The organism is Bradyrhizobium sp. HKCCYLRH3097 (assembly GCF_051167875.1).
In the GTDB taxonomy this organism is placed as follows: Bacteria; Pseudomonadota; Alphaproteobacteria; order Rhizobiales; family Xanthobacteraceae; genus Bradyrhizobium.
Genome location: NZ_JBNPTX010000008.1, coordinates 213,986 through 237,304 on the forward strand (window position 1 = coordinate 213,986; position 23,319 = coordinate 237,304).

Annotated in this window: 17 protein-coding genes; 6 read left to right on the plus strand and 11 right to left on the minus strand. The window is 66.1% G+C overall.

All coding sequences use genetic code 11. From position 1 onward, the window contains the following. Positions 1 to 39: 39 nt before the first annotated feature. From ACQR0U_RS20870 to ACQR0U_RS20880, 3 genes are all read left to right on the plus strand, one after another. Positions 40 to 1,533 carry a sigma-54-dependent transcriptional regulator gene (locus tag ACQR0U_RS20870; RefSeq protein WP_316171492.1) on the plus strand — a complete coding sequence of 498 codons (1,494 nt, stop codon included), beginning with the start codon at positions 40 to 42 and terminating at the stop codon, positions 1,531 to 1,533. 386 nt (positions 1,534 to 1,919) lie between these two features. Further along, the gene (locus ACQR0U_RS20875) at positions 1,920 to 3,977 is read left to right on the plus strand and encodes a L,D-transpeptidase family protein (RefSeq protein ID WP_315826750.1); all 2,058 of its coding nucleotides are present in this window, start codon (positions 1,920 to 1,922) and stop codon (positions 3,975 to 3,977) included. A gap of 271 nt (positions 3,978 to 4,248) precedes the next feature. Then, positions 4,249 to 5,904, plus strand: a complete 1,656-nt coding sequence (locus tag ACQR0U_RS20880; protein WP_316166879.1) for a DUF882 domain-containing protein — start codon at positions 4,249 to 4,251, stop codon at positions 5,902 to 5,904. A gap of 168 nt (positions 5,905 to 6,072) precedes the next feature. On the opposite strand, the gene ACQR0U_RS20885 is transcribed toward ACQR0U_RS20880, so the two are convergent. Next, complete coding sequence (locus ACQR0U_RS20885) at positions 6,073 to 6,348, minus strand: DUF2312 domain-containing protein (protein ID WP_008961835.1); 276 nt, start codon at positions 6,346 to 6,348, stop codon at positions 6,073 to 6,075. 289 nt (positions 6,349 to 6,637) lie between these two features. Further along, on the minus strand, positions 6,638 to 6,940 hold the full coding sequence (locus ACQR0U_RS20890; protein WP_315717569.1) for a DUF1244 domain-containing protein: 303 nt from the start codon (positions 6,938 to 6,940) through the stop codon (positions 6,638 to 6,640). A gap of 194 nt (positions 6,941 to 7,134) precedes the next feature. On the opposite strand from ACQR0U_RS20890, the gene ACQR0U_RS20895 reads away from it, so the two are divergent. Then, a complete protein-coding gene (locus ACQR0U_RS20895; protein WP_315717570.1) occupies positions 7,135 to 7,731 on the plus strand; it encodes a DUF1036 domain-containing protein in 597 nt (198 codons plus the stop codon). After that, entirely contained in the window at positions 7,728 to 9,164 is a 1,437-nt protein-coding gene (gene pyk, locus ACQR0U_RS20900; RefSeq protein WP_315717571.1) for a pyruvate kinase, read from the plus strand. Before ACQR0U_RS20895 ends, pyk begins: the two co-directional genes overlap by 4 nt. A 6-nt stretch (positions 9,165 to 9,170) precedes the next feature. Here the strand turns inward: pyk and ACQR0U_RS20905 are convergent, their stop codons facing one another. From ACQR0U_RS20905 to ACQR0U_RS20915, 3 genes are all read right to left on the minus strand, one after another. Beyond that, positions 9,171 to 10,784 carry a glycosyltransferase family 87 protein gene (locus ACQR0U_RS20905; RefSeq protein WP_434843640.1) on the minus strand — a complete coding sequence of 538 codons (1,614 nt, stop codon included), beginning with the start codon at positions 10,782 to 10,784 and terminating at the stop codon, positions 9,171 to 9,173. A gap of 126 nt (positions 10,785 to 10,910) precedes the next feature. Beyond that, positions 10,911 to 11,585, minus strand: coding sequence for a TetR/AcrR family transcriptional regulator (locus ACQR0U_RS20910; RefSeq protein ID WP_315717573.1), 675 nt, complete (start codon positions 11,583 to 11,585; stop codon positions 10,911 to 10,913). A gap of 157 nt (positions 11,586 to 11,742) precedes the next feature. Beyond that, positions 11,743 to 12,969, minus strand: a complete 1,227-nt coding sequence (locus ACQR0U_RS20915; protein WP_434843641.1) for a glycosyltransferase family 87 protein — start codon at positions 12,967 to 12,969, stop codon at positions 11,743 to 11,745. A 177-nt stretch (positions 12,970 to 13,146) separates the two neighbouring features. On the opposite strand from ACQR0U_RS20915, the gene ACQR0U_RS20920 reads away from it, so the two are divergent. Beyond that, positions 13,147 to 14,352: an alpha/beta hydrolase family protein gene (locus tag ACQR0U_RS20920; protein WP_434843642.1), complete on the plus strand. Its 1,206-nt coding sequence runs from the start codon at positions 13,147 to 13,149 to the stop codon at positions 14,350 to 14,352. A 205-nt stretch (positions 14,353 to 14,557) separates the two neighbouring features. On the opposite strand, the gene ftsH is transcribed toward ACQR0U_RS20920, so the two are convergent. The 6 genes from ftsH to ACQR0U_RS20950 all read right to left on the minus strand — a co-directional run bounded on the left by ftsH (position 14,558) and on the right by ACQR0U_RS20950 (position 23,287). Continuing rightward, a complete protein-coding gene (gene ftsH / locus ACQR0U_RS20925; protein ID WP_315717576.1) occupies positions 14,558 to 16,474 on the minus strand; it encodes an ATP-dependent zinc metalloprotease FtsH in 1,917 nt (638 codons plus the stop codon). Positions 16,475 to 16,709: 235 nt separating this feature from the next. Continuing rightward, on the minus strand, positions 16,710 to 17,783 hold the full coding sequence (gene tilS / locus ACQR0U_RS20930) for a tRNA lysidine(34) synthetase TilS (protein ID WP_315826698.1): 1,074 nt from the start codon (positions 17,781 to 17,783) through the stop codon (positions 16,710 to 16,712). Positions 17,784 to 17,844: 61 nt separating this feature from the next. Next, a complete protein-coding gene (ybgF, locus tag ACQR0U_RS20935) occupies positions 17,845 to 18,894 on the minus strand; it encodes a tol-pal system protein YbgF (protein ID WP_315826697.1) in 1,050 nt (349 codons plus the stop codon). A 202-nt stretch (positions 18,895 to 19,096) separates the two neighbouring features. Beyond that, on the minus strand, positions 19,097 to 19,591 hold the full coding sequence (gene pal, locus ACQR0U_RS20940) for a peptidoglycan-associated lipoprotein Pal (protein WP_172133860.1): 495 nt from the start codon (positions 19,589 to 19,591) through the stop codon (positions 19,097 to 19,099). A gap of 279 nt (positions 19,592 to 19,870) precedes the next feature. After that, entirely contained in the window at positions 19,871 to 20,593 is a 723-nt protein-coding gene (locus ACQR0U_RS20945) for an N-acyl amino acid synthase FeeM domain-containing protein (protein ID WP_315717579.1), read from the minus strand. A 354-nt stretch (positions 20,594 to 20,947) separates the two neighbouring features. Beyond that, positions 20,948 to 23,287, minus strand: a complete 2,340-nt coding sequence (locus tag ACQR0U_RS20950; RefSeq protein ID WP_315826695.1) for a putative bifunctional diguanylate cyclase/phosphodiesterase — start codon at positions 23,285 to 23,287, stop codon at positions 20,948 to 20,950. Positions 23,288 to 23,319: the final 32 nt, after the last annotated feature.

Here is a 23,319-nt window from a genome sequence, read left to right on the forward strand (position 1 = left end):
CCGATTCGAGACAGATAGTCGTAGCGTGCAAGGAAAGCCATGGCTGCCAGCATTTTGATTGCCGATGATGATCCGGTCCAGCGCCGGCTGGTGGAGAACATGGTGCAGAAATGCGGCTACGAGGCGGTCGTCGTCGAGACCGGCGACGCCGTCATCGAGAAGCTGACGAATCCTGATGCCGGCCCCATCGACGCCATCGTGCTCGACCTCGTGATGCCCGGCCTCGACGGCATGGGCGTGCTCTCCAAGATGCGCGAGACGGGGATCTCGATACCCGTGATCGTGCAGACCGCGCATGGCGGCATCGACAACGTGGTCTCCGCGATGCGCGCCGGCGCGCAGGATTTCGTCGTCAAGCCGGTCGGCATCGAGCGGCTCCAGGTCTCCCTGCGCAATGCGCTCAATACCTCGGCCCTGAAGGGCGAATTGCAGCGCATCCGGCACAGCCGCGAGGGGCGCCTGACCTTCGCGGACATCATCACCCGCGCCGAGGCGATGGCGCCGATCCTGCGCATCGCGGAGAAGGCCGCGACTTCGTCGATTCCCGTGCTGATCGAAGGCGAATCGGGCGTCGGCAAGGAGCTGTTCGCCCGCGCGATCCACGGCACCAGCGAGCGCAAGACGAAGCCGTTCGTCGCCGTCAATTGCGGCGCGATCCCGGACAATCTGGTGGAATCGATCCTGTTTGGCCACGAGAAGGGCGCATTCACCGGCGCGACCGAGCGTCACATGGGCAAGTTCGTCGAAGCCCATGGCGGCACGCTGTTCCTCGACGAGGTCTCGGAGCTGCCGCTCACCGCCCAGGTCAAGCTGCTGCGCGCTCTGCAGGAGGGCGCCGTGGAAGCCGTCGGCGGCCGCAAGCCGGTCAAGGTCGACGTGCGCATCATCTCGGCGACCAATCGCAGGCTGCTCGACCGCGTCAAGGAAGGCCACTTCCGCGAGGATCTCTTCTACCGGCTGCATGTGCTGCCGCTCACCGTTCCGCCGCTGCGCACCCGCCGCGAGGACATCCCGCATCTGTTGCGGCATTTCCTCGCGCGGTTTGCGGCTGAGGAGAACCGCGCCATTTCGGGCATCACCGGCGAGGCCGTCGCCTATCTGACCAAGCTCGACTGGCCCGGCAATATCCGCCAGCTGGAAAACGCGGTCTACCGCGCCGTCGTCATGGGCGAGAGCGACCAGCTCGGCGTTGCCGATTTTCCGCTGATTCCCACCCACGCGCCGCCGGTGGAGCCTGCGCCGGCCCTCACCGTGGAGCGGCCCGTTCCTCCCCTGCCTGCGATGGTGCCGGGGAGTGAAGTCCCCATTGCCCCCCTGCCCTCGCATGGGTTCCTGCCGCTGCTCACCGCAAGCGGCGAGGTGCGGCCGCTCGAGGAGATGGAGCATGAGATCATCCGTTTCGCCATCGCCCATTACCGCGGCCAGATGTCTGAGGTGGCGCGCCGCCTCAAAATCGGACGCTCGACGCTCTACCGCAAGCTCGACGAGGCCAATGGCGAGACGCCCGCGACGGAAAGCCCGCCGCTCGGCTGAGCCGCTCGGATCCTCACCATGGTCGCGCTCGGCTGTCGTCCGAAAAAGGCCGCAAGTCTTGGCAACACTGGAACATCTGAACCGTTGCCTTGCGGTGACAGACAAAGGAAATAACGCGTGGCACAAACGCACGATCGGTTTGGCCGGGGTTTCCCAAGAGTCAGTTTGTCGTGAGTTGTCCCGTGTGGCGCTGGCCGCAGAAGTGGGGCTTGAGTATCGTTTGGGCGTGAATCATTGCGTGCAGACGTGAACCATCCTCACCGGCGGTACCGACGCCGAAGCTGGCAGATCGACCTTGTTACACCTGTTCCAGCCGGGACAGATCATCCGAGGGATTGACGATGCGAGATTGTGTGACCACCCGTGGCGGATATGACCGCGTGCTCATGGCTGTCGCGGCGACCTTCCTCGCGGTGTCCTCGACCTCTGCTTTCGCCCAGAGCGATCCGCCCCGCAGCAGCGCGGCCGAGCTCGCCATCGATGCTGCGATCCCGTTCCCCGAGCCGGCCAACGTGCCGCCACCGACCGCCAGCGACTTCAAACTCGACACCACCGCCACCGTGTCGCCCGACCCGGCCAAGGCGCCGGAGACGACGACCAAGCCGCTCGACTCTGCCGCGGCGCCTGCGGCCGATCCCGCCAAGACCATCGCCACGCCGCCTGCAGCAGCCCCTGCGACCGCGACAGTCCCAGAGCCGGTCAAGGCCGCCAGCACCGTTCCCGCCGCCGATCAGCCGGTTGCCGACCGTCTGCGCGACCTGATGGCGACCAAGGCGACAAGGTATTTCGACCGCAAGGCCGAACGCGCCGCCGTCGAGAAATTCTACACCGGCCGCGACTACGCGCCGATCTGGACCCAGGGCGGCAACCTGACGGCCGCCGCGAAGGGCGTCATCGCCCGTCTCAAGGATGCAGCGGCCGATGGCCTCAATCCCGGCGACTATCCGGTGCCGGACTTCGCGGCCGCAGCCTCCGCACCGGACGCACTGGCGGAGGCCGATCTCAGGCTCACCGAGAGCATGATGGACTACGCCCGCCAGGCGCAGAGCGGCCGCATGCACTGGTCGCAGGTCTCGGCGGACATCCAGTATCCCGAGCACCCGATCGACCCGAACGAGGTGCTGGCCAACGTCACCGGCGCCAAGGACGCCTCCGCGGCGCTGGAGAGCTACAACCCGCCGCACCGGCTCTACAAGCTCTTGAAGGCCAAGCTTGCCGAGCTGCGCGGCGTCACCGACGGCGCGCCCGTCATCATCGACGAAGGCCAGCCGCTGAAATACACCCCGGCCCGCGGCAAGAATGCGCAGGAAGCCGAGGCGCAGATGTCCGACCCGCGCGTGCCCAAGCTGCGCGCCAAGCTCGGTCTCACCGAGAATGCCGACGACATCCGCTACGACGCCAAGGTCGCCGCCGCCGTCCGCAAGTTCCAGGAGAGTGTCGACCTCAAGCCGACCGGGGTGCTCGACGACCGCACCGTGAAGGCGCTGAACACGCCCAAGCGTGACAAGCAGATCGATACGGTCCTCGTCAACATGGAGCGCTGGCGCTGGTTGCCGCGCGACCTCGGCGCGCCTGCGATCGGCGACGCCTATGTGATCCTCAACATTCCCGACTACACGCTGAAGGTGATGCAACACGGCGCGCAGGTGTGGACCACCCGCGTGGTGACCGGCAAGCCCGGGCAGCATGCGACGCCGCTGCTCAGCGAGACGATGAAGTTCATCACGGTCAATCCGACCTGGAACGTGCCGCCGTCGATCATCTACAACGAGTATCTGCCGGCGCTGCAGCAGGACCCGACCGTGCTGGACCGCATGGGCCTGCGGCTGGAGCGCGCGCGCGACGGCTCGATCCACATCTCGCAGCCGCCGGGCGAGGCCAACGCGCTCGGCCGCATCCGCTTCAACTTCCCGAACAAGTTCCTGGTCTATCAGCACGACACGCCGGACAAGAACCTGTTCGCCCGTGACGAGCGCGCCTTCAGCCACGGCTGCATGCGCGTGCAGTATCCGGATCAGTACGCGTCGGTGCTGCTCAACATCACCATGCCGAACGAGCGCTACACGCCAGAGCGCATCCGCAGCATGTACGGCCGGAGCGAGATCGACCTGAAATTCCCGACGCCGATCCCGGTCAACATCACCTACCAGACCGCCTTCGTCGACGATGCCGGCAAGCTGCAATTCCGCAAGGACATCTATGGCCGCGACGCCACCATGATCGCGATCCTGAAGAACAACCGCGGCAAGGATCTCGAGAACGTCGTCGCCCACGCCCAACCCAGCTACGCGCGTCCGAAGGGGGCGCTGCCGAACTCGGTCAGCCTCAGCGACAACAGCTTCTCCTCCGGCCCGAACTTCTTCGAGCGTCTGTTCGGTGGCGGTGGCCCGCCGACGCCGCCGGCGCCGGTCGGCCGTCCTGCCCGGCGGGTCTTCACCCGCTGATCAGGCCGCCAATCACGGTCACAATTTCCGTTTGGAGATCAAAGGCCTCGCCGATCGGCGGGGCCTTTGCTTTAGGTTAACCACAAGGATCAACCAAGATTCGATGGCTCTTTTTCGCCACACTCAAGAGTATATGTTAAGGGTAATTGGGGGGCGGGCCGGTCAGTATCCCTTAACCATCCCGCCTTAGGTAAGCGTTTCCTCTCTCTTCCGCCGGACGGGCCGCAAGAGGGTAATCGAGTAAACGCTCGTCGACGGGGTGGGCTGCATCTTGCTGTCTGTTTTCGCGCGCCAATCTGTTTCGCTCACGAGGGCGGGTTGGAAGGCTGGATGCCAATGCGGGCTGGCGGCGCTGCTGCTGCTCATCGGCGCCGGCTCGGTGCATGACGCAGCGGCGCTGAATGAAACCCACACCCTCTCCTTCCACCACACCCATTCCGGCGAGGACCTGACGGTCACCTTCAAGCGCGAGGGCCGCTATGACGAAGACGCGCTGAAGAAGCTCAATCACTTCCTCCGCGACTGGCGTACCCAGGACGAGACGGTCATGGACCGCCGCCTGTTCGACATCCTCTGGGAAGTCTATCGCGACGTCGACGCCAAGCAGCCGATCCAGATCATCTCGTCGTACCGGTCGCCCGCCACCAATTCGATGCTGCGCCGTCGCTCGGCGCATTCCGGTGTGGCGCGGCACAGCCAGCACATGCTGGGCCACGCGATGGATTTCTACATTCCCAACGTGCCGCTGGAGCAGATCCGCTTCGCCGGCCTGCGCCTGCAGCGCGGCGGTGTCGGCTTCTATCCGACCTCCGGCTCGCCTTTCGTGCACCTCGACACCGGCAACATCCGGCACTGGCCGCGGATGACGGCTGACCAGCTTGCCCGCGTCTTCCCGGACGGAAAGACCGTTCACGTGCCGAGCAACGGCGTTCCGCTCAAGGGCTATGAGCTGGCGAAGGCCGAGATCGAGAAACGCGGCAATGGCGATGACGCGTCGTCCAGCCGCCCCAACCTGTTTGCACGGCTGTTCCGCGGTCGTCCGAGCGAGGATGACGACGAGTCTGGCGAGAGCGAGAGCAAGGCCGACGCCAAGCCGGTCCAAACCGCGGCACTCGCCGCCAAGCCGGCTGACAAGAGCTCCGACAAGGACAGCCGGACCGCCGAGCGAGCGGTGGACAGCAAAGCCGCCACCGCGCGTGGCAAGATCGCCAATGCGCTGCAGTTGGCCTCCGCGGATGCGCAATCTGCCGCTCAGCCCGTGGCGACCAGGCCCGAGACGAAGTCCGAAACGACGGGTGCTGTCGGCAGCAAATCCAGGGACGGCGCGCCGCAGAGCGTCGCCGACATCATCAATTCGCGCGGCTTCTGGGGTGACAATCCTGGGACGCCGAAGCAGGCAACCCCCGAGCAGGTTGCCGCGATCACGGCGCGCCGTGCGCTGTCGTCGATCGATCAGCAACAGACCGCGAGCCTGATGCAGGCCATGGCCTTCGCGCCCCCGGCCTCCTCTCCGCTCGATCGCGCCAATGCCGCCTCCACGACCGCCATCCCGGTGCGAAACTCCCGCCCGGCGACCCGCAGCGTCACGCCGGCGCCGGAGCCCGCCCCGGTGGCCGCGAAGAACGGGCAAGGTCAGGACGGCGCCATCACGATGGCGACGCGAATCTCCGCGGCCAAGGGCCCCGATTCGACCTGGATGCGGGCCATCATGCTGACGCCGAGCGCATCGTCATCGATGTCCGTGACGAAAATGGGCGAGGTCGACCTCACCGTGATGCGCAGCTATTTCGTCAAGCCGCAGGTCGCGCTGGCGATGAGCTTCGCCGCCGAGCCGACGCCGGGACTGAGCTATGACCAGTTCACAGGGCCGGCGATCATCAAGCTCGAAACCAAATCCTTCGCCATGCGCGCGGCAGCCTTGCGCTGACGCCGAGGCGGCCGGCTTCGTCGTTCTCCTCAGCATTGACGCGTTTGGAGTGCGGCGTCGATCGCCGCAGCACGCGCATGCCGCCGGCGCGCCGAGCCGAATCGCGAGAAAGCGAATGCCCCGTCAGGGGCCGGCGGAGGTCTCCTGCTGGTGAGCGAGGCCGGCTGCTCAGATCATTCCGAGCGCCTGCATATAGGTCTCGAGGATGCTTTCCTCTTCCTGGCGCTCGTTCGGGTCCTGCTTGCGCAGCCGGATGATCGTGCGCAGCGCCTTGACGTCGAAGCCATTGCCCTTGCTCTCGGCGTAGACGTCCTTGATGTCTTCGGAGATCGCCTTCTTCTCCTCCTCGAGACGCTCGATCCGCTCGATGATCGACTTGAGCTGGTCTACGGCAAAGCGGGTCGCGGGCGAGTCGTCGTCCTTCGCGGCGGCGGAGGTGGCCATCTGATACTCCTGAGTGGAACTCTGTGTCCAAGGAAGGCGCCAAAGGGCGCTGCGTGTTCGCCGCGACCCTCAAATCTGGCGTGCCCTGCGTCAAGGCGACATCGACCTCATCCACAGAGCGCCCACATCTTGTTGGCCTGCGCAGCGTCAAGCCCGCGCAAGCCGCCCGCGCCACTTGTGTTTCGTCGCCATCGCGCGCAGCACCCGATTCGCCGTTCGAAGCCCCTGCCAAGTCTGGACTCGCGCGCGCAGGGCAACACAGCGCATCTCCTGCGCGCTCGTTCCGGATTCAGTGGCCCGGATGCGCCTTCTTGAACGCTTCGTGCTGCTCGGCGCTCGCCTCGCGCTGGTACTTCGCCTTCCATTGCTCGTAGGGCATGCCATAGACCGCCTCGCGGCTCTCGTCCCTGGTCATTGGTGCCCCCTGGGCGTCGGCGGCGTCCTTCAGCCAGTTGGAGAGGCAGTTGCGGCAGAAGCCTGCCAGATTCATCAGATCGATGTTCTGAACGTCGGTTCTGGTCCGCAGATGCTCGACAAGCCGGCGAAAGGCGGCGGCTTCGAGCTCGGTCCGGGTGGTGCTGTCCATCGTCATCTCTTTGTTCCCTGTTCCGCGCCGTGACGGATGTCTGCTATATAATGAGGCTTCGTCGCAGATTTGGCCATATCGCAGCACCGTCAGGAGGAGCGAGGCGCTGGATCGCAGCGGCTTCGCACGAGATCGTCATGACGTTGACAGCCGCAGCCAAGCCCAGCGACATCGTTCAACGGTTGATATAGCGTCGCGCAATGATCCCGAAAATCTCCTCTCTCTTGCATCGCAATCCCTTCCGCCCCGGTTACGGACTGCTTTCGCTGCTTGGGTTGGCCGCGCTCTGTCTGTGGTCGTCCCCGGCGGCCGCCGATTTTCGGCTCTGCAACAACACCTCCAGCCGGGTCGGGATCGCCCTCGGCTACAAGGACGCCGAAGGCTGGACCACGGAAGGCTGGTGGAACGTGTCGTCACGCAGCTGCGAGACGCTGCTCAAGGGCACGCTGGTGGCGCGCTATTATTACATCTATGCGCTGGACTATGACCGCGGCGGTGAATGGTCGGGACAGGCCTTCATGTGCTCGCGTGACAAGGAATTCACCATCAAGGGCACCGACAATTGCCTGGCCCGAGGCTTCGACCGCACCGGCTTCTTCGAGGTCGACACCGGCGACCAGCGTGCCTGGACCGTGCAGCTCACGGAGGCCAATGAGCAGCCGGCGCAGCAGCGCGTTCCAGGTATCCCGGGCACGCTCGGGCCCGGAGGCAACGTCCCCGGTCTGCCGAATGGGCCGCAGGGCACGCCGCCGGCGGCCGCGCCGGCCCTGCCGCCAGGACAAGCACCCAAGCCATGAGGCGGCTGCGACGCATCAAGATCCTCGCCACGCTCGGTCCCGCCTCCTCGGACAGCACGATGATTCGCAAGCTGTTCGAGGCCGGAGCCGACATCTTCAGGATCAACATGAGCCACACCTCGCACGACAAGCTGCGGGAGCTGGTGGCCACGATCCGCAGCGTGGAGGCGAGCTACGGCCGCCCGATCGGCATTCTGGTCGACCTCCAGGGCCCGAAGCTCAGGCTCGGCACCTTCGCCGAGGGCCCGGTTCAGCTCAACAACGGCCAGAGCTTCGTGCTCGATTCGGACAAGACGCCGGGCGATGTGACGCGGGTCCACCTGCCGCATCCGGAAATCCTGGCCGCCCTGCAGCCGGGACATGCGCTGCTGCTGGATGACGGCAAGGTGAGGCTGATCGCCGAGGAGACCTCGCCGACCCGCGCCGTCACCCGGGTCGTGATCGGCGGCAGGATGTCCGACCGCAAGGGCGTGAGCCTGCCGGACACCGACCTGCCGGTCTCGGCGATGACGCCGAAGGACCGCGCCGACCTCGATGCAGCCTTGAACATCGGCATCGACTGGATCGCGCTATCCTTCGTGCAGCGCGCCGACGACGTGCTGGAAGCCAAGAAGATCATCCGCGGCCGCGCCGCGGTGATGTCCAAGATCGAGAAGCCGCAGGCGATCGACCGGCTCAACGACATCATCGATGTCTCCGATGCCTTGATGGTGGCGCGCGGCGATCTCGGCGTCGAACTGCCGCTGGAGCGCGTGCCCGGACTGCAGAAGCAGATGACCCGGCTGGCGCGCCGCGCCGGCAAGCCGGTGGTGGTGGCGACGCAGATGCTGGAATCGATGATCCAGTCGCCGGTGCCGACCCGCGCCGAGGTCTCCGACGTCGCGACCGCCGTCTATGAAGGCGCCGACGCCATCATGCTGTCGGCCGAGTCGGCCGCCGGCAAATACCCGGTCGAGGCGGTGTCGACCATGAACCGCATCGGCGAGGAGGTCGAGCGCGACGTGGTCTATCGCTCGGTGATCGCGGCGCAGCGTCCCGAGCCGGAATCGACCGCGGGCGATGCGATCGCCGAGGCCGCGCGGCGGATCGCCGAAAATCTCGATCTTCCTACGATCATCTGCTGGACCTCGTCCGGCTCCACCGCCATCCGTGTCGCGCGCGAGCGGCCGAAGCCGCCGGTGGTCGCGATCACGCCCAATCTGGCGACCGGGCGCCGCTTGTCGGTCGTCTGGGGCGTGCACTGCGTGGTGGCCGAGGACGCGCGCGACCAGGACGACATGGTCGAGCGCGCCGGCTCGATCGCGTTCCGCGACGGCTTCGTCCGCGCCGGGCAGCGCGTCATCATCGTCGCCGGCGTGCCGCTCGGCACGCCCGGCACCACGAACATGGTGCGGATCGCCTATGTCGGGCCGTCGAGCGACGCCCATATCTGAGACGACCTATTGGATCGTATCGATCGCGCCCAATCCGGCCGTGGACGGGGGCTTGAGCCGCGCGATCACCGGACAGGCCTCGATGGCAATGCCGGCGGCGCCAGGAATGCGCTCGCAGCCACGCGACGCATCGATCTGGAGGTCGTAGTCGGCGAGCACCTCGAGCCGCGGCGGGTTGTCGGCCGGGCTTCTGGACAGATACAGCGCCCATACGCCTCCCGGCAGCGGGTTGGCGAGGCCGTTGCGAACCCGGCGGTCCAGCACGCCGCCAGGCACGATCGGCACCACGAGCTCGGACAACTGATAGACGCGCGAGCCCTGTGGCAGGAACGACGTGACGTAGCCGAGCGGCTTCTGCAGCAGCAGGAATGTCGCCGGACGCTGCAGGTTGGCCGCGAGCTGCGGCCGATAGGGGTCCGACCACGACCGCCGCATCCAGTCGGTCGGCTGCGACGCCAGCGCGATGCCGAGCGCGGCCATCACCGTGACGGCCTGCGTCATCCGCCGCGATGGTGACGCGACCGGCCCAGCGTCTGCACGCCAAGCATCGACCAGGCGGATGAGCAGCAGCACGATCAGCGGCGCCGACAACAGCTCGAGCGGCATCAGATAGCGCTGGATCGAGAAGGCCAGCATCCACAGGACGTAGCTGAGCCAGAAGAAGATCAGGAGGCGCCGCTCGCGCAGCGGCAGCACTTCACGCCGCTGCCATAGGCCGGTGACGATCAGCGCGATGAGCAGCACGATCACGACGGCGAAACGCGGATCGCGGAACGGCCATTCCGACGAGGGATGCTTGCCGATCACCCAGTAGAACGGATAGGCGAGCGCATCGAGCACGCCGGACGGCATGAAGCGCGTATCGGCGATCGAGATCTGCGGCGCTTCGGGCGAGCGGAAGACCGTGTTGTAGAATGGAAACAGCGGGCTGCCGTAGTCGCGCGCCATCTTCAGCGCCCACGGCCCCGCGGTCACGATCGCGCCGGCCGCACTGCCGGCCCCGAACGCGACGATCGCGCGCCACGGCCGCGCCACCAGCAGCAGCGACACGCCCGCTCCGACCAGAAACGTCGCATTGGTGAGCTTCAATCCCGTGGCCGCGCCGATCAGCAGGCCAGCGGCGACGAAACGTCGGCCGCGCTCATCGTCCTCCCCGAAGATCAGCGCGATGCCGGCGAGGATCGGAATGGTCGTGAGAATGTCGGCGAAGCTGGTGCCGACCTCGGACAGCGCCATCGGACTGAGGGCGGCGATGATGAGCGCGGCGCCGAGCGTGAACGCGTCAGCCGCGCGCCCGAGCAGCACGCGCGCGAGCCAATAGACCAGCGCGAGATTGAGGCCGTGCAGCGCGCCCAGTGCGACGCCCCACCACGGCGCATCGAGCCCGTGGCGGACCGCGTAAGGCAGCAGGTAGATCAGCGGATTGAGGAAGCTCTGAAAGCCGCCGGGCGCCACATCGACATCGAAGCGGCCATGCAGCAGCGCGAAGCCGGCATAGTCGTGATAGTTCTGCCAGTCCCAGTTGATATCCTCGCCGGCGAGATACGCATAGACGGCGCCGGCGGCGGCCGATCCGGCGATGACGAGGCGCGTCGCCAGAGGGTTGCGTGCAATCGACATCGTCCGAGGAGACACCTGGAGTGAGGCAAGGGCGGCCCTCTCGCGGCGCGCCAGCCCCCACCATCGCCGCGACGGGTGAATCCTTGCTTAAGCGCGGCCTTGCCCGACAGGCATGGGTGACGCGGACTACGCGCCGACCAGGCTCCTGACCGGCAGCACGGCCTGCACGACGAGACCGCGCGCACGCGCATCCATGACGCCGACCGCGCGCAGCGCCAGCAGGGTGACCGCCTGAACGGTGTCGCGGAGTTTGGCAGGGTCGTCGGGATTCTCGGTCGCCAGCGGCCCCACCAGCGCCTCGTGCAGCGCGCCGAGCAGCGCGGTCGCGGCCAACTGGGTGTCCTGCGCCGGAAGGTGGCCGGCACGGACGGCCGCGTCGATCCGCGAGGCGATCTCGCCGACGATCTCGCGGCGGCTCGCGATCCGTGACGCCGTCACGTCGACGTCGACCGGCTCGGCCAGGATACCCCAGGCAAGCTTGCGCTGCGACAGGATGTGCACTGCCACCGTGGATACCGCGGCAGCCAGGGCCGAGGACGGACCGGGCGCGGCATCGGCGGCGCGCCGGACGGCAGCGAGTTCGTCGCGCGAGACTTCCGCGATCAGCTCCGAGATCAGATCGGCCTTGGAAGGAAAGTAGCGATAGACGGTGCCGGCTGCGACATTGGCCCGGATCGCCACCGGGGCGATCTGGACGGCCGACATGCCGCCTTCTGCAGCAGTCTCGCGAGCGGCTGCCAGAATCGCACTGCGGCGGGCCGCCAGCCGCTTCACGACCTGATGGGTTCGCCGATAGACCATGGCGTTTCTCGTCCCGGACGCGCTCGTCCAGGGCACCCGGCGAACGCTGGTTCAGTGTTTTTGGAGGATCGACCTCACAAATGGCTGGGAAGAACTGAACACTTGTTCACGCGATAAGACAAGAGAAATCATGACCCTGTGCTGCGCGATCGATGCGTCAGGCGTGCGCGAGCGCCGTGCCGGCGGGCGCCGGCTGCCGACGCCACCACGAGCCGGCGCGCGCCAGCACCAAGCCGGCCATGATCAGATTGGCGGCGAGCCCAAGCGGAATCCCGGACAGCATGAACGTGATCTGAAGCGCCGCGATGCCGCCGAGCGCGGGCAGCTCGTAGCGGCGAAAGCCCTCGGCGAGGCCGATCCGCACCAGCCACGCCACGGCGATGGCCTGAACCATCATGTCGTACATGAACAGATAAGGCGTCGTCAGCAGCAGTCCGACGGCCAGCGCGGCCGCCTTCAGAGCATAGCGCACGGGGCTGCGCCACAGCATCACCAGCACGATCGCAACGGCCGCGGTCAGCACCCATTGGAAGGTCCAGCCGAGCGCTTCCGAGCCGCCGAAATAGCGTACCAGCGAAAACAGACTCTGCAGCTTCCACCAGGTCGCCTTGCCCTCGGTCAGGAACGCCTGCGAGAACATCGGCAGCCAATGGAAGAAGGCCTGCCAACTCTCCAACCCGAAGGCGAGCCATGACAGCAGCGCCAGCACGATGGCGGTGACGCTCGCAGAGATGAAGGCTGTCCAGCGCTGGGTGGCGATCAGCACGATCGGGAAGAGCAGGCCATATTGCGGCTTGTAGGTCAGCAGGCCGAGACAGATCCCCGCCAGCACCGGCCGCACCGGCAGCAGATAGAGTGTGCCGCCGACGAGCGCGGCGGTGAGGCATCCGTTCTGCCCGACCAGAGCGTTCGAGAACAGGGCCGGAAAGCCGGCTGCGAGCAGCAGGCCGAAGCCGCGGCCGACGATCGCGCGCATCGCGAGCGCATAGGGAACGAAGCTGGCATAGACCCAGCCGACAAAGGCGAGCGTGTAGGGAAATTGCGCCAGGAACGCCGCGACGAACAGGAATGGCGGCGGGTAGTGCCAGGCGAAGTAGCCCGGAAAATCCTGCCGCAGCAGAGCGAGCTCGACCTGGCGCTGCACGTCCCAGTCCCAGGCCAGCGCCGGATGTCCCTGCAGCGCGAGCTTGCCGGCCGCCCAGACATTGACGAAGTCCGTCGGAATGCCGAGCCCGGCCTGGTCCCAGATCCAGGTGCCCGACCACAGTCCGGCCGGGAAGAACGAGGCGTTGATGCAGGCGAGCGCAAAGCAGGCCGCGAACAGGCCGAGCGGAACGTCACGACGCTGCGATGGGATCGCGGCGGCATCAGGATTGTCGGCCATCTGGACCTCGCCCCGCGCTGCATGGATGCATTCCCGATCGAGACATAGGCGCGGACGCTTGAAGAAGGCTTAAACGCGGGCAACGGCGCGCGACTGCCGGCGCCGCACCGATTGTTTACTCGCAAACTGTATCGCAGGGTCCGAATGCAACCAACGGCGGCAGGCCGGGGAGATCCCATGTTCGTTCATCGCGCTCTCATCGCACTGCTCGTCTGCGTCATTTGGCCGGCCGCAACCCGCGCCCAGGACAAGGGGCCCGTGCGCGTCTCCTCCGACGTCAGCTATGAATATCTGGCCCGCTGGGACGTCGCCCGGCTGAACACCATCCTCACCGTCGACACGCCGAAATTCGCGGGTCTTTCGGTGACCTACACCCCGGCCCGCAACGCCGTCCGGCTCTATCGCGTCACCTATGCGTCCGTCATCCCCGAGCGCGGAAACAAGCCGATCACGGCGAGCGGCCTGCTCGCAGTGCCCGAGACCGGCGAGACCAGCCTGCCGATGGTGTCCTATCAGCACGGCACGGTGTACGGAAAGCAGGAGGTGCCGTCGTTTCCGGAGCAGTCGCCCGAGACCCAGCTGATGATCGCGCAGTTCGCGGGACAAGGCTATCTGCTGATCGGCGCCGATTATTTCGGGATGGGCATCTCGACCGAGCCAGAAGGCTACATGGTGAAGGCCAGCCATCAGCAGGCCACCTACGACATGCTGCGGGCGAGCCGCGCCGTGCTCGACCAGATGAAGCTGACGAGCGCCGGGCTCGACATCGCCGGCTGGTCGCAAGGCGGCTTCGTGACCATGGCCTTTCTCGAGAAGCTCGAAAGCGCCGGCCTGCCGGTGACGGCGGCGGCGACCGCGAGCGCTCCTGTCGACGTGTCCGTGGCGCTCAACGGCTTCCTCAGCTTCCCGCGCAAGAACGACGCCGCCTGGGTCAATTCGCTGTTCATCCTGTCGGCGTTCGCGTTCGAGAACTACTATGCGGTGCCGGGGCTGGCGCGCTCGGTGATCAGCGACAGCTACTACGATGTGGCGCGCAAGGCCTATGAGCGCGAGCCCTTCAACGTCGCCGACGTCCCGACCGATCTGCACAAGCTGCTCAAGCCCGACTATTTCGATGCGGAGTATTTCGCGGCGTCGGCCTACGGCCGCCTGGTCGCGCAGACGCAGGCCTATCGCTGGATCATCAAGACGCCGGTGCGCAACTATTACGGTGAGACCGACGAGGCGATCTCGACCGGTCTCGGCCGCCTGGCGATGACCTACCAGCAGGCGATCGGGGCCGGTAACAGCAAGGTCGAGGCGGTGTCGACCGGGCCGACCAGCCATCGCGGCACGTTCGCGACCGCCGTCCCGCAGTGGAAGGCCTGGTTCGACAAGCCGTGATGCGCGCGGCGCCGCTGGATGCGGTCCGCGGCAACCCCGTCAACACACGGACTTCTCCCACGCTCATAACCTGCGGTTCGGACCACCGCCGGCACCGATCTCCAAGCAAACAAAAGGCCCGGCTGCAAGCCGGGCCTGTCGTTTCTCTTAATCTTCCGGATCAGACGGGCTGACCGCCGGATGTCCGTTGCATATCAACCCTGGCTCACGCCTGAGGCTGCGGCTCCAGGCCCGGATCGGGCCGCGGCCGCGGCTTGCCGGCCGGCGGCACGGCCGACGCCCGTGGCGTCGACGGCTCGATCGCCGATTCGCGGTTCGGCTTCTTGCCCTTCAGGAGGTCGTTGATCTCCTCGCCGGTCAGCGTCTCGTATTCGAGCAGCGCCTGGGCGATCGCTTCCCAGTCGTCGCGCTTCTCGGTGATGATGCGGCGCGCCTCCTGCTCGCCGGCCTCGATCAGGCCGCGAATTTCGGAGTCGATCAGGCGGGCGGTATCGTCGGAGATGTTGGTCGAGCGCGCCACCGAATGACCCAGGAAGACCTCCTGCTCGTTGCTCTGGTAGCGGACGCGGCCGAGCTTGTCGGACATGCCCCACTCCATCACCATCGCACGAGCGAGGTTGGTGGCCTGCTGGATGTCGCCGGTGGCGCCGTTGGTCACCTTCTCCGGACCGAACTTCTGCACCTCGGCCTCGCGGCCGCCGAACATCATCGCAAGCTTCGAGACGCACCACTCACGGGTATGCGAGTGGCGGTCGGCCTCGGGCAGCGACTGCACCATGCCGAGCGCGCGGCCGCGCGGAATGATGGTCGCCTTGTGGATCGGGTCGTGGCTCGGGACGTTGAGGCCGACGATCGCATGTCCCGCCTCGTGATAGGCGGTCAGCATCTTCTCTTCCTCGGTCATGACCATCGAGCGGCGCTCGGCGCCCATCAGCACCTTGTCCTTGGCCTCCTCGAACTCGGACTGCGTTACCATCCGCTTGTTGCGGCGAGCGGCGGTCAGAGCAGCCTCGTTGACGAGGTTCATCAGGTCGGCGCCGGAGAAGCCGGGGGTGCCGCGGGCGATGGTCTTGAGGTTGACGTCCGGCGCCAGCGGCACCTTGCGGACGTGAACCTTGAGGATCTGCTCGCGGCCGATGATGTCGGGGTTCGAGACCACGACCTGGCGGTCGAAGCGGCCGGGACGCATCAGCGCCGGATCGAGCACGTCGGGCCGGTTGGTGGCCGCGATCAGGATCACGCCCTCATTGGCCTCGAAGCCGTCCATCTCGACCAGCAGCTGGTTGAGGGTCTGCTCGCGCTCGTCATTGCCGCCGCCGAGACCGGCGCCGCGATGACGACCGACGGCGTCGATCTCGTCGATGAAGATGATGCAGGGCGCGTTCTTCTTGGCCTGCTCGAACATGTCGCGGACGCGGCTGGCGCCGACGCCGACGAACATCTCGACGAAGTCAGAACCCGAAATGGTGAAGAACGGCACGTTGGCTTCGCCGGCGACGGCGCGCGCGATCAGCGTCTTGCCGGTGCCGGGAGGGCCGACCAGCAGCACGCCGCGCGGGATGCGGCCGCCGAGCCGCTGGAATTTGCCGGGATCGCGCAGGAATTCGACGATCTCCTGCAGGTCCTGCTTGGCCTCGTCGACGCCGGCGACGTCCTCGAACGTCACCCGGCCATGCGCCTCGGTCAGCATCTTGGCGCGCGACTTGCCGAAGCCCATCGCCTTGCCAGCGCCGCCCTGCATCTGCCGGGAGAGGAAGATCCAGACGCCGATCAGCGCGATGAAGGGCAGCCACGACACCAGCAGCGACACGAACCACGGCACGTTGTCGCCGGGCGGCTTGGCCTGGATGTTGACCTTGGCGTCGTACAGGCGCTTCACGAGGTTCGGATCGCTCGGCGCGTAGGTCTGGAACGACGAGCCGTTCTTGAAGGTGCCGTGAATCTCCGGCCCCTGGATCACGACGTCGCGCACATTGCCCTGATCGACCTCGGTCAACAGCTGCGAGAAGTTGATGTCGGTCGACGACGCGCGTTGCCCCGGGTTCTGGAAGAGTGTGAACAGCGCCAACAGCAACAGGACAATAATGACCCAAAGGGCGAAATTGCGCAGATTGGCGTTCATCGATTTTCCTTCGTGGTCGCGCGGATCGCGGCCGTTCGTCCTCGGACTCATCCCTGGGTAGCCACGAGGGAATCCCCCGGTCGACCATCTCGTAATCTAGGTACCACTCGCCGCAATGCCAAGGGAACTAGAAAGGACTATTTATCGCATCCTAGCCCGATTCCCGCTCAAAAAATGGCGCGGGAAAGCGCCGCCAAGGCAGGTGGTTAAGCGTCCGCGAAGGCGGTGAACCGCTTCAGACCCCGCGCGACCGCCGCGGCGGCGCGGGCGTGATGCGGATCGTCTCTCTCGTCATGCTTACCAGTGCACCAGCCAGGGTCTGTTTTAGCCTGCCCGGAGCAGACGTACCACCATCTGCGATCTCCGCAAGAGTCCGGTCCAGCCGCGCCAGCAGCGACTCTGCCTTGCCGAGTTCCACGGGACCTTCGGTTCCAACGCGGTTGATCGCGCGCATCAGCAGCCTCAGCCTGATTTCGGCTGGAAGTGCGACAAAGGCGCGCGCCTCGAAGGTCTCGCCGTGAATCGCGCCCACCGGCCTGCTCCCGGCCGCGCGCAGTGCAAGATAGCGTTCGGCGCCATCCACCATCAATTCGATCGCGGCATTGGCCCGTCCGAGCCGGTCGGCCAGCGTCGCCAGCGTCCGGGCATCGCCGCCCTCGGCGGCCAGAGCCGGCATCAGGGCGCGCAGCCGCGGCCGGGTGAAGGCGGGATCTTGATTGGTCGGGTCATCTGCGAAGGGGATGCCGGCCGAGCGCAGCGTCGCCACCAGCCTGGCCTTGGCAACGTCGAGCAGAGGCCGCGCCAGCAACAACCCTTCACGCTCGCTGAGCGGTGCCATCGCCGCGAGCCCCGCGATGCCGCTGCCACGCAAGAGCCGCATCAGCACGGTCTCGGCCTGGTCGTCACGGGTGTGGGCGGTGACGACGTGTCCGGCGCCCGCCTGCCGCGCCGCGCGTGCCAGCAGGCGGTATCTTGCCAGGCGCGCCGCTTCGGGAATCCCAGTGTCCGGCTTCTCATCGTTCCAGCGCAGGGTCCGATGTGGAATTGCCAGCCGGCGCGCGGTCTCCTTCACCATGCGGGCTTCACGGGCGGACTCGCGCCGCAGCGCATGGTCGACCGTCACGGCCACAAGGCGCGGCCCCTGCGCGAGCCCCGCGCGCCACTGCGCCGCGAGCCACATCAGAGCCATCGAATCCGGACCGCCCGACACGGCGAGCACCAGCGCGGGCGCCCCCGAAAGCGGGGCGAACAGGCGCTCGGCTTCGGCTGCGGAGATCGCAGGATCGGCTTCGGAACGGGCCTTGGACATGGCGCCGCAGCCTACCCGCCTCGCCGATTATAGGCGAGAGGCTACCCTCGCCCGGGGACGTTCAGCACTTCACCCGCTTCTGCTCGCGATCGACGGTCGCCTTCACGCCCGCCGAGGCGCGCGGATATTTACGCGTCACTTCGCCGAACGCGGCGCAGGCGGCCTCCTTCTCCTTCAGCGCGGCCAGCGACTGGCCGAGCCGGAGCAGCGCATCCGCCGCCTTGCCCGACTTCTCATATTTCGTCGTCACGGCGAGGAAGACCTCGGCGGCATCGCGATATTGCTGACGCTGGTAGAAGCTCTCGCCGAGCCAGTATTGCGCGTCGCCGACCATCGGATCGTTCGGATATTTCTGGGTGAAGTTGCGCATCGTCTGCTCGGCCAGCGCGTAGTCGCGGCGCTGCATGTAGCCGATGCCGAGGTCGTATTCGTCGCGCGGCGTCTGCCGCGGCGGCGCGGTCTCCAGTCCGCCAGCGCCGGGAGCGGCGGCCGGCGGAGCACCCTGGGGATAGCGACCGCCCGTGTTGGCGAGAGTCGTGGGATCGCCGGCGGGACGGCCGGCGGGCTGGCCGCCACCCGGCTGGATCGGCAACTGGCCGCCGCCGAGCGCTTGCGGGGCGCCGGGAGCCGTCGGATTCTGGCTCGGATCGAACGCATCGCCGCGGCGGCCCCGGCCAGGGGCCGCGGGCTCCTGGACGATTTGCACCGGCGCGCCGGCCTGCGGCTGCGCGTAGCCCGGCTGCTGCTGGGGATAGGCCTGTTGCGGCTGGCCGTACGGCTGCTGGCCATATTGCTGCTGGCCGTTGGCCGGCTGAGCAGCCTGGCCGTAGGCGGGATTGGCCTGCGCCGGCGCGGCCGCGGTCGGCTGCGCCGCGGCGGCGCCCCCAGGTGCTGCGCCCTGCAGTTGTCGCAACCGCTCCTCGAGCTGGCGATTGCGATATTGCAGCTCCTCGTTCTGACCGGTCAGTTGCCGGAGCTGATTTTCGAGCCGCTGAATCCGGATCTCGGGATCATCATCATCGGTCTGGGCGAGCGCCCGCGACGAAAATGCCTGGCACGAGAAAATGACGAGCGCGGCGAGGATCGCGGCGGCGCTCCGTGGAAGAAACATGAACGACATGCTGCCCTGACGACCAGATCGGCGAGACGTTGAAAACAGGCCTGTGAGCGTGGCTGTAAAGCAGAAATGCGACGGATACAAATGACGTTCAAGCGAAGAAAAAACCAAGTCCGGCCGAGACCCGCCGACAACAAACGATGAAGCCGGCGTCGATGGGCGACGCCGGCTTCATCAGCAACGGATTCGTTCAGCTTTATGAACTGGCGTTCAGGACCGTCACCGCACGGCGGTTCTGCGACCAGCACGAGATGTCGTTACAGACCGCCACCGGCCGCTCCTTGCCGTAGGAGATCGTGCGCATGCGGCCCTGGTCGATGCCGCGCGACGCCAGGAAGTTGCGGACCGACTGCGCGCGCCGCGCGCCCAGCGCAATGTTGTACTCGCGGGTGCCGCGCTCGTCGGCGTGGCCCTCGATCGTGAAGGAGTAGCGCGGATAGCTCTGCAGCCACTGCGCCTGCTTCTCCAAGGTCGCGATCGCCTGCGGCGTGAGATCGGTCTGATCGCTCTCGAAGAAGACGCGATCGCCGACATTCACGACGAAGTCCTGCTGGCTGCCTGGAGTCGCAGCGCTGGCCATCGCCCCGTCGGCCCCGGTGAGATTCTTGTTGGCGCAGGCGCCCATCGACAGCGCCACGGCCAGCACGGCGGCCAACTTCAATCCCTGGAGGATACGCATCTGATATTTCATTCCCGGAGCCTCCACGCTCACGTTCTTAGACTGCCATCCGGTCTACAGGGCGATGGTTAAGCGAACGTTCCGTCAACCTTGATGGGGTCTTGCCGAACCCCGTCAAATGCTAACGAAACCCGAAAAGCGACCGCGATGGTTAATGGGTTGTAAATGTGGCGCCAGGGTGAAGGCAAGCCGCTCAGCGCCTGCAGCAGGGCGCTTTTTCGCTGATTTTTGCATCGCTGCCACGGTGCGAACCGGCCGGACGGCCGAACTGGCCCCGATATCGGCCGATGATCAGCCAGCCCTCGCGACCGCGTGAATCCTGAACGAATCAGTGAAGGCGTCCGGCGCCGGACGATCGAACAGCATCCGTCGCTCGAACGCGCTCGATCGCATGAACGGAAAGCGCTGGAACACGCGATCGCGGATCGAAGGATAATGCGCCGCCACCAGGCCGACCGGCTTGGTGAGGCCGGAGTAGAGCCGCGGTTCACCCCATGGTTCCTGCAAGAACACCTTCTTGTAGAACGCACGATGCTCGGGGCGCACGTTGGCGAGACCGATATCCGCATTGAAATGGGCGCAGGCAACGTAGCCGAGCCGGACGGTCACATAGGGAAGCGCCGGAAACAGCCGCGCCTTCTCATGGTCGGCGACGAACCGTGTCGGGTCGATGATGACCTTGCCGCGATCGAGCTCGGGATGCAGCAGGTCGGCGAACATGTCCGAGGACAGCGATCGGCGCCATTGCGAGTTCAGCACGCTGATGCGGATCGAGCTGTAGAGCTCGCCATTGACGTAGACGCCGAAGATGAAGCTGTTGGGAAGATCGTCATATTCGTCGCTGACGCGTTCGCTGGGCGACGGCAGGATGGCGCCTTCACGCAGATAGGCGCGGTAGCGCAGCCGATAGATCTCGTCCTTGTCTTCAGCAGTCAACGCCAGTCGATAGTCCACGTTCTCCAGCACATCCGACTTCTGCTCAGCAACGGCACTCACTCTAGCCGCCGACTTCATCCGCAACCCCTTTTCACACAACTCCTACGAGCAGTATGAGCTTAACAGCGGGTTAATGCCGACGCAAAGCTTTCGCCGGTACAAAGTTAACGGCACGTAGAATCCCGGAGGCGTAACCGTGACTTACGGGATTGGATGCTACGCTGGACGATTGCTTCGGATCACTTGCGTATCAAATCGAAACGGATTCGCTTGGCATGCACGTGCGATGTTTCCGAACGATGCGACGTGGGGTTGTTACATTGCCATTCCCATACGAGCCATGCTCGGACCGGCGGGATGCTGCGCACAGAGCCGCCTTCAGCACTGGTCGGTCTTTCCCGGCACCACCGCATCAAGGCGGAGGTCGGGCGATCAAGCGATCGAACGTGTCCCGCCGGCGGCCGCGATCGCCCCGTCGCTCGAACGGCGCCCATGCGATGCATTCAGGAGCTGCCGGATGCGGATGGCGGGGACGGGCCGGCTGAACAGATAGCCCTGCGCCTCGGTGACCGTACCGTCGGCGCTGACCAGTTCGAGCTGCTCGTTGGTCTCGATGCCCTCCACCACCACCGACATGCCGAGATCGGCGGACAATCTTGCGACACCGCGCAACAGGGTCAGCGGCCGATCGCTGTCGATTCCTTCGAGGAATGAGCGATCGATCTTGACCTTCTCCAACGGGAAGTTGTGCAGATAGCTGAGGCTCGAATAGCCGGTGCCGAAATCATCGAGCGAAATACGGACCCCGAGCATGTGCAGCTGCGACAGCACATCGTGGGTGAGCTGAGTGTTGCGCAACAGCGAGGATTCGGTGATCTCGATCTCGAGCCGATGCGGCGGCAGCCCGGACACTTCGAGCGCGTAGCGGACCTCACTGAGCACATCGCGCTGATGGAACTGCTGCGGCGAGAAGTTGACGGCGACGCTGACCGCATCCGGCCATTTCATGCATTCCAGGCAGGCCTTGCGCAGGATCCAGCGGCCGAGATCAACGATCAGGCCCATGTCCTCGGCGACGGGAATGATGTCGACCGGCGAGACCGTGCCGCGCACCGGGTGGTTCCAGCGCAGCAGCGCCTCGCAGGTCGAGATCTTGCCGGACTTCAGGTTGACCAGCGGCTGGTAGAACAGCTCGAACTCCTCGTTCGCCAGCGCCTTGCGCAGGTCGAGCTCGAGGATGCGGCGTGCTTCCACCGTCTGGGCGAGTTCATCGCGGAAGAAGCAGAAGGTGCCGCGTCCCTCCGCCTTGGCGCGATACAGCGCCATGTCGGCATTCTTCAGCAGGGTGTCGGCGCTGATCCCCGGCGCGGTCATGGCGATGCCGACACTGGCGCCGATCTCGACCAGGTGATTGTCGATCTTGTAGCGCTCGCTGAGCTGGTCGACGATCCGGCGCGCCAGCATCGCCGCGTCGTCGTTGGAGCGGATGTTGCGCTGGAACACCACGAACTCGTCGCCGCCGAAGCGCGCGACGAAGTCTTCAGGACGCAGCATGTCGCGCAGCCGCTCGGAGACCGCGCAGAGCAGTTGATCGCCGCAGGGGTGGCCGAGCGTGTCGTTGACCTGCTTGAAGCGGTCGAGATCGACGAACAGCAGCGCGGACAATTCGCCGTGCCGCTGCGGAATCCTGAGCAGCCGTTCGATCTCGTCGCGGAAGCTGACGCGGTTCGGCAAGGTCGTGAGCTCGTCGTAGCGCGCCAGATGCGAGATGCGCGCCTCGGCATGCCGGCGCTCGGTGATGTCCTCGAGCAGGACCACGGCGCCGCCGTCGGCCATCGGCTGGAAGGTCCAGGACAGCGACCGGTCGCGCGCGACGTCGGGATCGCTGGTAATGACATTATGGGTCTTGGTGTGCTCGATCTCGGCCAGGATCAGCCGGCCGCTCGAAGCGGAGATCGAGCCTGCAATCACGCAGGCGTTGATGATGTCGGCCGCCTTGCCGCCACGCTGCAGGATGTCATCCGGCAGGCTCATCATCTGGCCGAAGCGATGGTTCATCACGGCCAGACGCCCGTCGGAGCGGAACATGCACAGGCCGTGCGGCATGTTGTTCAGAGCCGTATCGAACTGCTTGGCCAGTGCGGCCTCGCTTTCGCGCGCCACGAAGGCCTGGACGAAGATCCGCTGCAGGTTGGTCGAGATGTGTTTCAGCGACACGAAGAACAGGACGCAGAACGCCGCCATGCCCAGGTAATAAGGGCTGCCGTGGATCGCGAGGGCCACTGCGAGCGGTCCGCAGGCGAGCAGGATCTGGACGTGGAAGATCCAGGGCCGCCCGTAGGTCCGGCCCGCGCCCGCCGACATGTAGCAGAGCGTCACCGTGATCGCGATCAGGTGCACCACCGGGTCGCTGTTGTCGACCAGGGCGACCACGCACCAGACGCCGAGCACCAGCGCATAGATCATGGCGCCGATCTGGTAGCGAACCTCCCAGCGCTCGACCGCCTCCTGCGTGAGGCGGCCGTTGTCGCACAGGCTTCGATAGTAGCGCATGTCGAGCGAACGGAACGCCCCTGCGATGATCAGCATCGCGGCACACGGCCACAGATTGACGTCGCCGCTCTTGATCGCGGTCATGACGGCGGCGACGGCGGCGCAGAGTGCGCCGGCGAACATCGGGCCGGGATCCTGGAAGAGGGAGTCGACGAGAGCCGCCTGGATCGCAGGCGACAACTTTCGATCGTCTTCTCCGTTCTGAGTGGCAAGCTGCATTCGTGCGCACGCGTCCTGTTCGGTGCACAAAC

Excerpts from the sequence above, each read along its gene's own strand:
- ACQR0U_RS20870 (WP_316171492.1), top strand. The coding sequence starts at position 40 with ATGGCTGCCAGCATTTTGATTGCCGATGATGATCCGGTCCAGCGCCGG.
- ACQR0U_RS20875 (WP_315826750.1), top strand. The coding sequence starts at position 1,920 with ATGGCTGTCGCGGCGACCTTCCTCGCGGTGTCCTCGACCTCTGCTTTC.
- ACQR0U_RS20885 (WP_008961835.1), bottom strand. The coding sequence starts at position 6,348 with ATGGCCACCTCCGCCGCCGCGAAGGACGACGACTCGCCCGCGACCCGC.
- ACQR0U_RS20890 (WP_315717569.1), bottom strand. The coding sequence starts at position 6,940 with ATGACGATGGACAGCACCACCCGGACCGAGCTCGAAGCCGCCGCCTTT.
- ACQR0U_RS20895 (WP_315717570.1), top strand. The coding sequence starts at position 7,135 with ATGATCCCGAAAATCTCCTCTCTCTTGCATCGCAATCCCTTCCGCCCC.
- pyk (WP_315717571.1), top strand. The coding sequence starts at position 7,728 with ATGAGGCGGCTGCGACGCATCAAGATCCTCGCCACGCTCGGTCCCGCC.
- ACQR0U_RS20905 (WP_434843640.1), bottom strand. The coding sequence starts at position 10,784 with ATGTCGATTGCACGCAACCCTCTGGCGACGCGCCTCGTCATCGCCGGA.
- ACQR0U_RS20910 (WP_315717573.1), bottom strand. The coding sequence starts at position 11,585 with ATGGTCTATCGGCGAACCCATCAGGTCGTGAAGCGGCTGGCGGCCCGC.
- ACQR0U_RS20915 (WP_434843641.1), bottom strand. The coding sequence starts at position 12,969 with ATGGCCGACAATCCTGATGCCGCCGCGATCCCATCGCAGCGTCGTGAC.
- ACQR0U_RS20920 (WP_434843642.1), top strand. The coding sequence starts at position 13,147 with ATGTTCGTTCATCGCGCTCTCATCGCACTGCTCGTCTGCGTCATTTGG.
- ftsH (WP_315717576.1), bottom strand. The coding sequence starts at position 16,474 with ATGAACGCCAATCTGCGCAATTTCGCCCTTTGGGTCATTATTGTCCTG.
- tilS (WP_315826698.1), bottom strand. The coding sequence starts at position 17,783 with ATGTCCAAGGCCCGTTCCGAAGCCGATCCTGCGATCTCCGCAGCCGAA.
- ybgF (WP_315826697.1), bottom strand. The coding sequence starts at position 18,894 with ATGTTTCTTCCACGGAGCGCCGCCGCGATCCTCGCCGCGCTCGTCATT.
- pal (WP_172133860.1), bottom strand. The coding sequence starts at position 19,591 with ATGAAATATCAGATGCGTATCCTCCAGGGATTGAAGTTGGCCGCCGTG.
- ACQR0U_RS20945 (WP_315717579.1), bottom strand. The coding sequence starts at position 20,593 with ATGAAGTCGGCGGCTAGAGTGAGTGCCGTTGCTGAGCAGAAGTCGGAT.
- ACQR0U_RS20950 (WP_315826695.1), bottom strand. The coding sequence starts at position 23,287 with ATGCAGCTTGCCACTCAGAACGGAGAAGACGATCGAAAGTTGTCGCCT.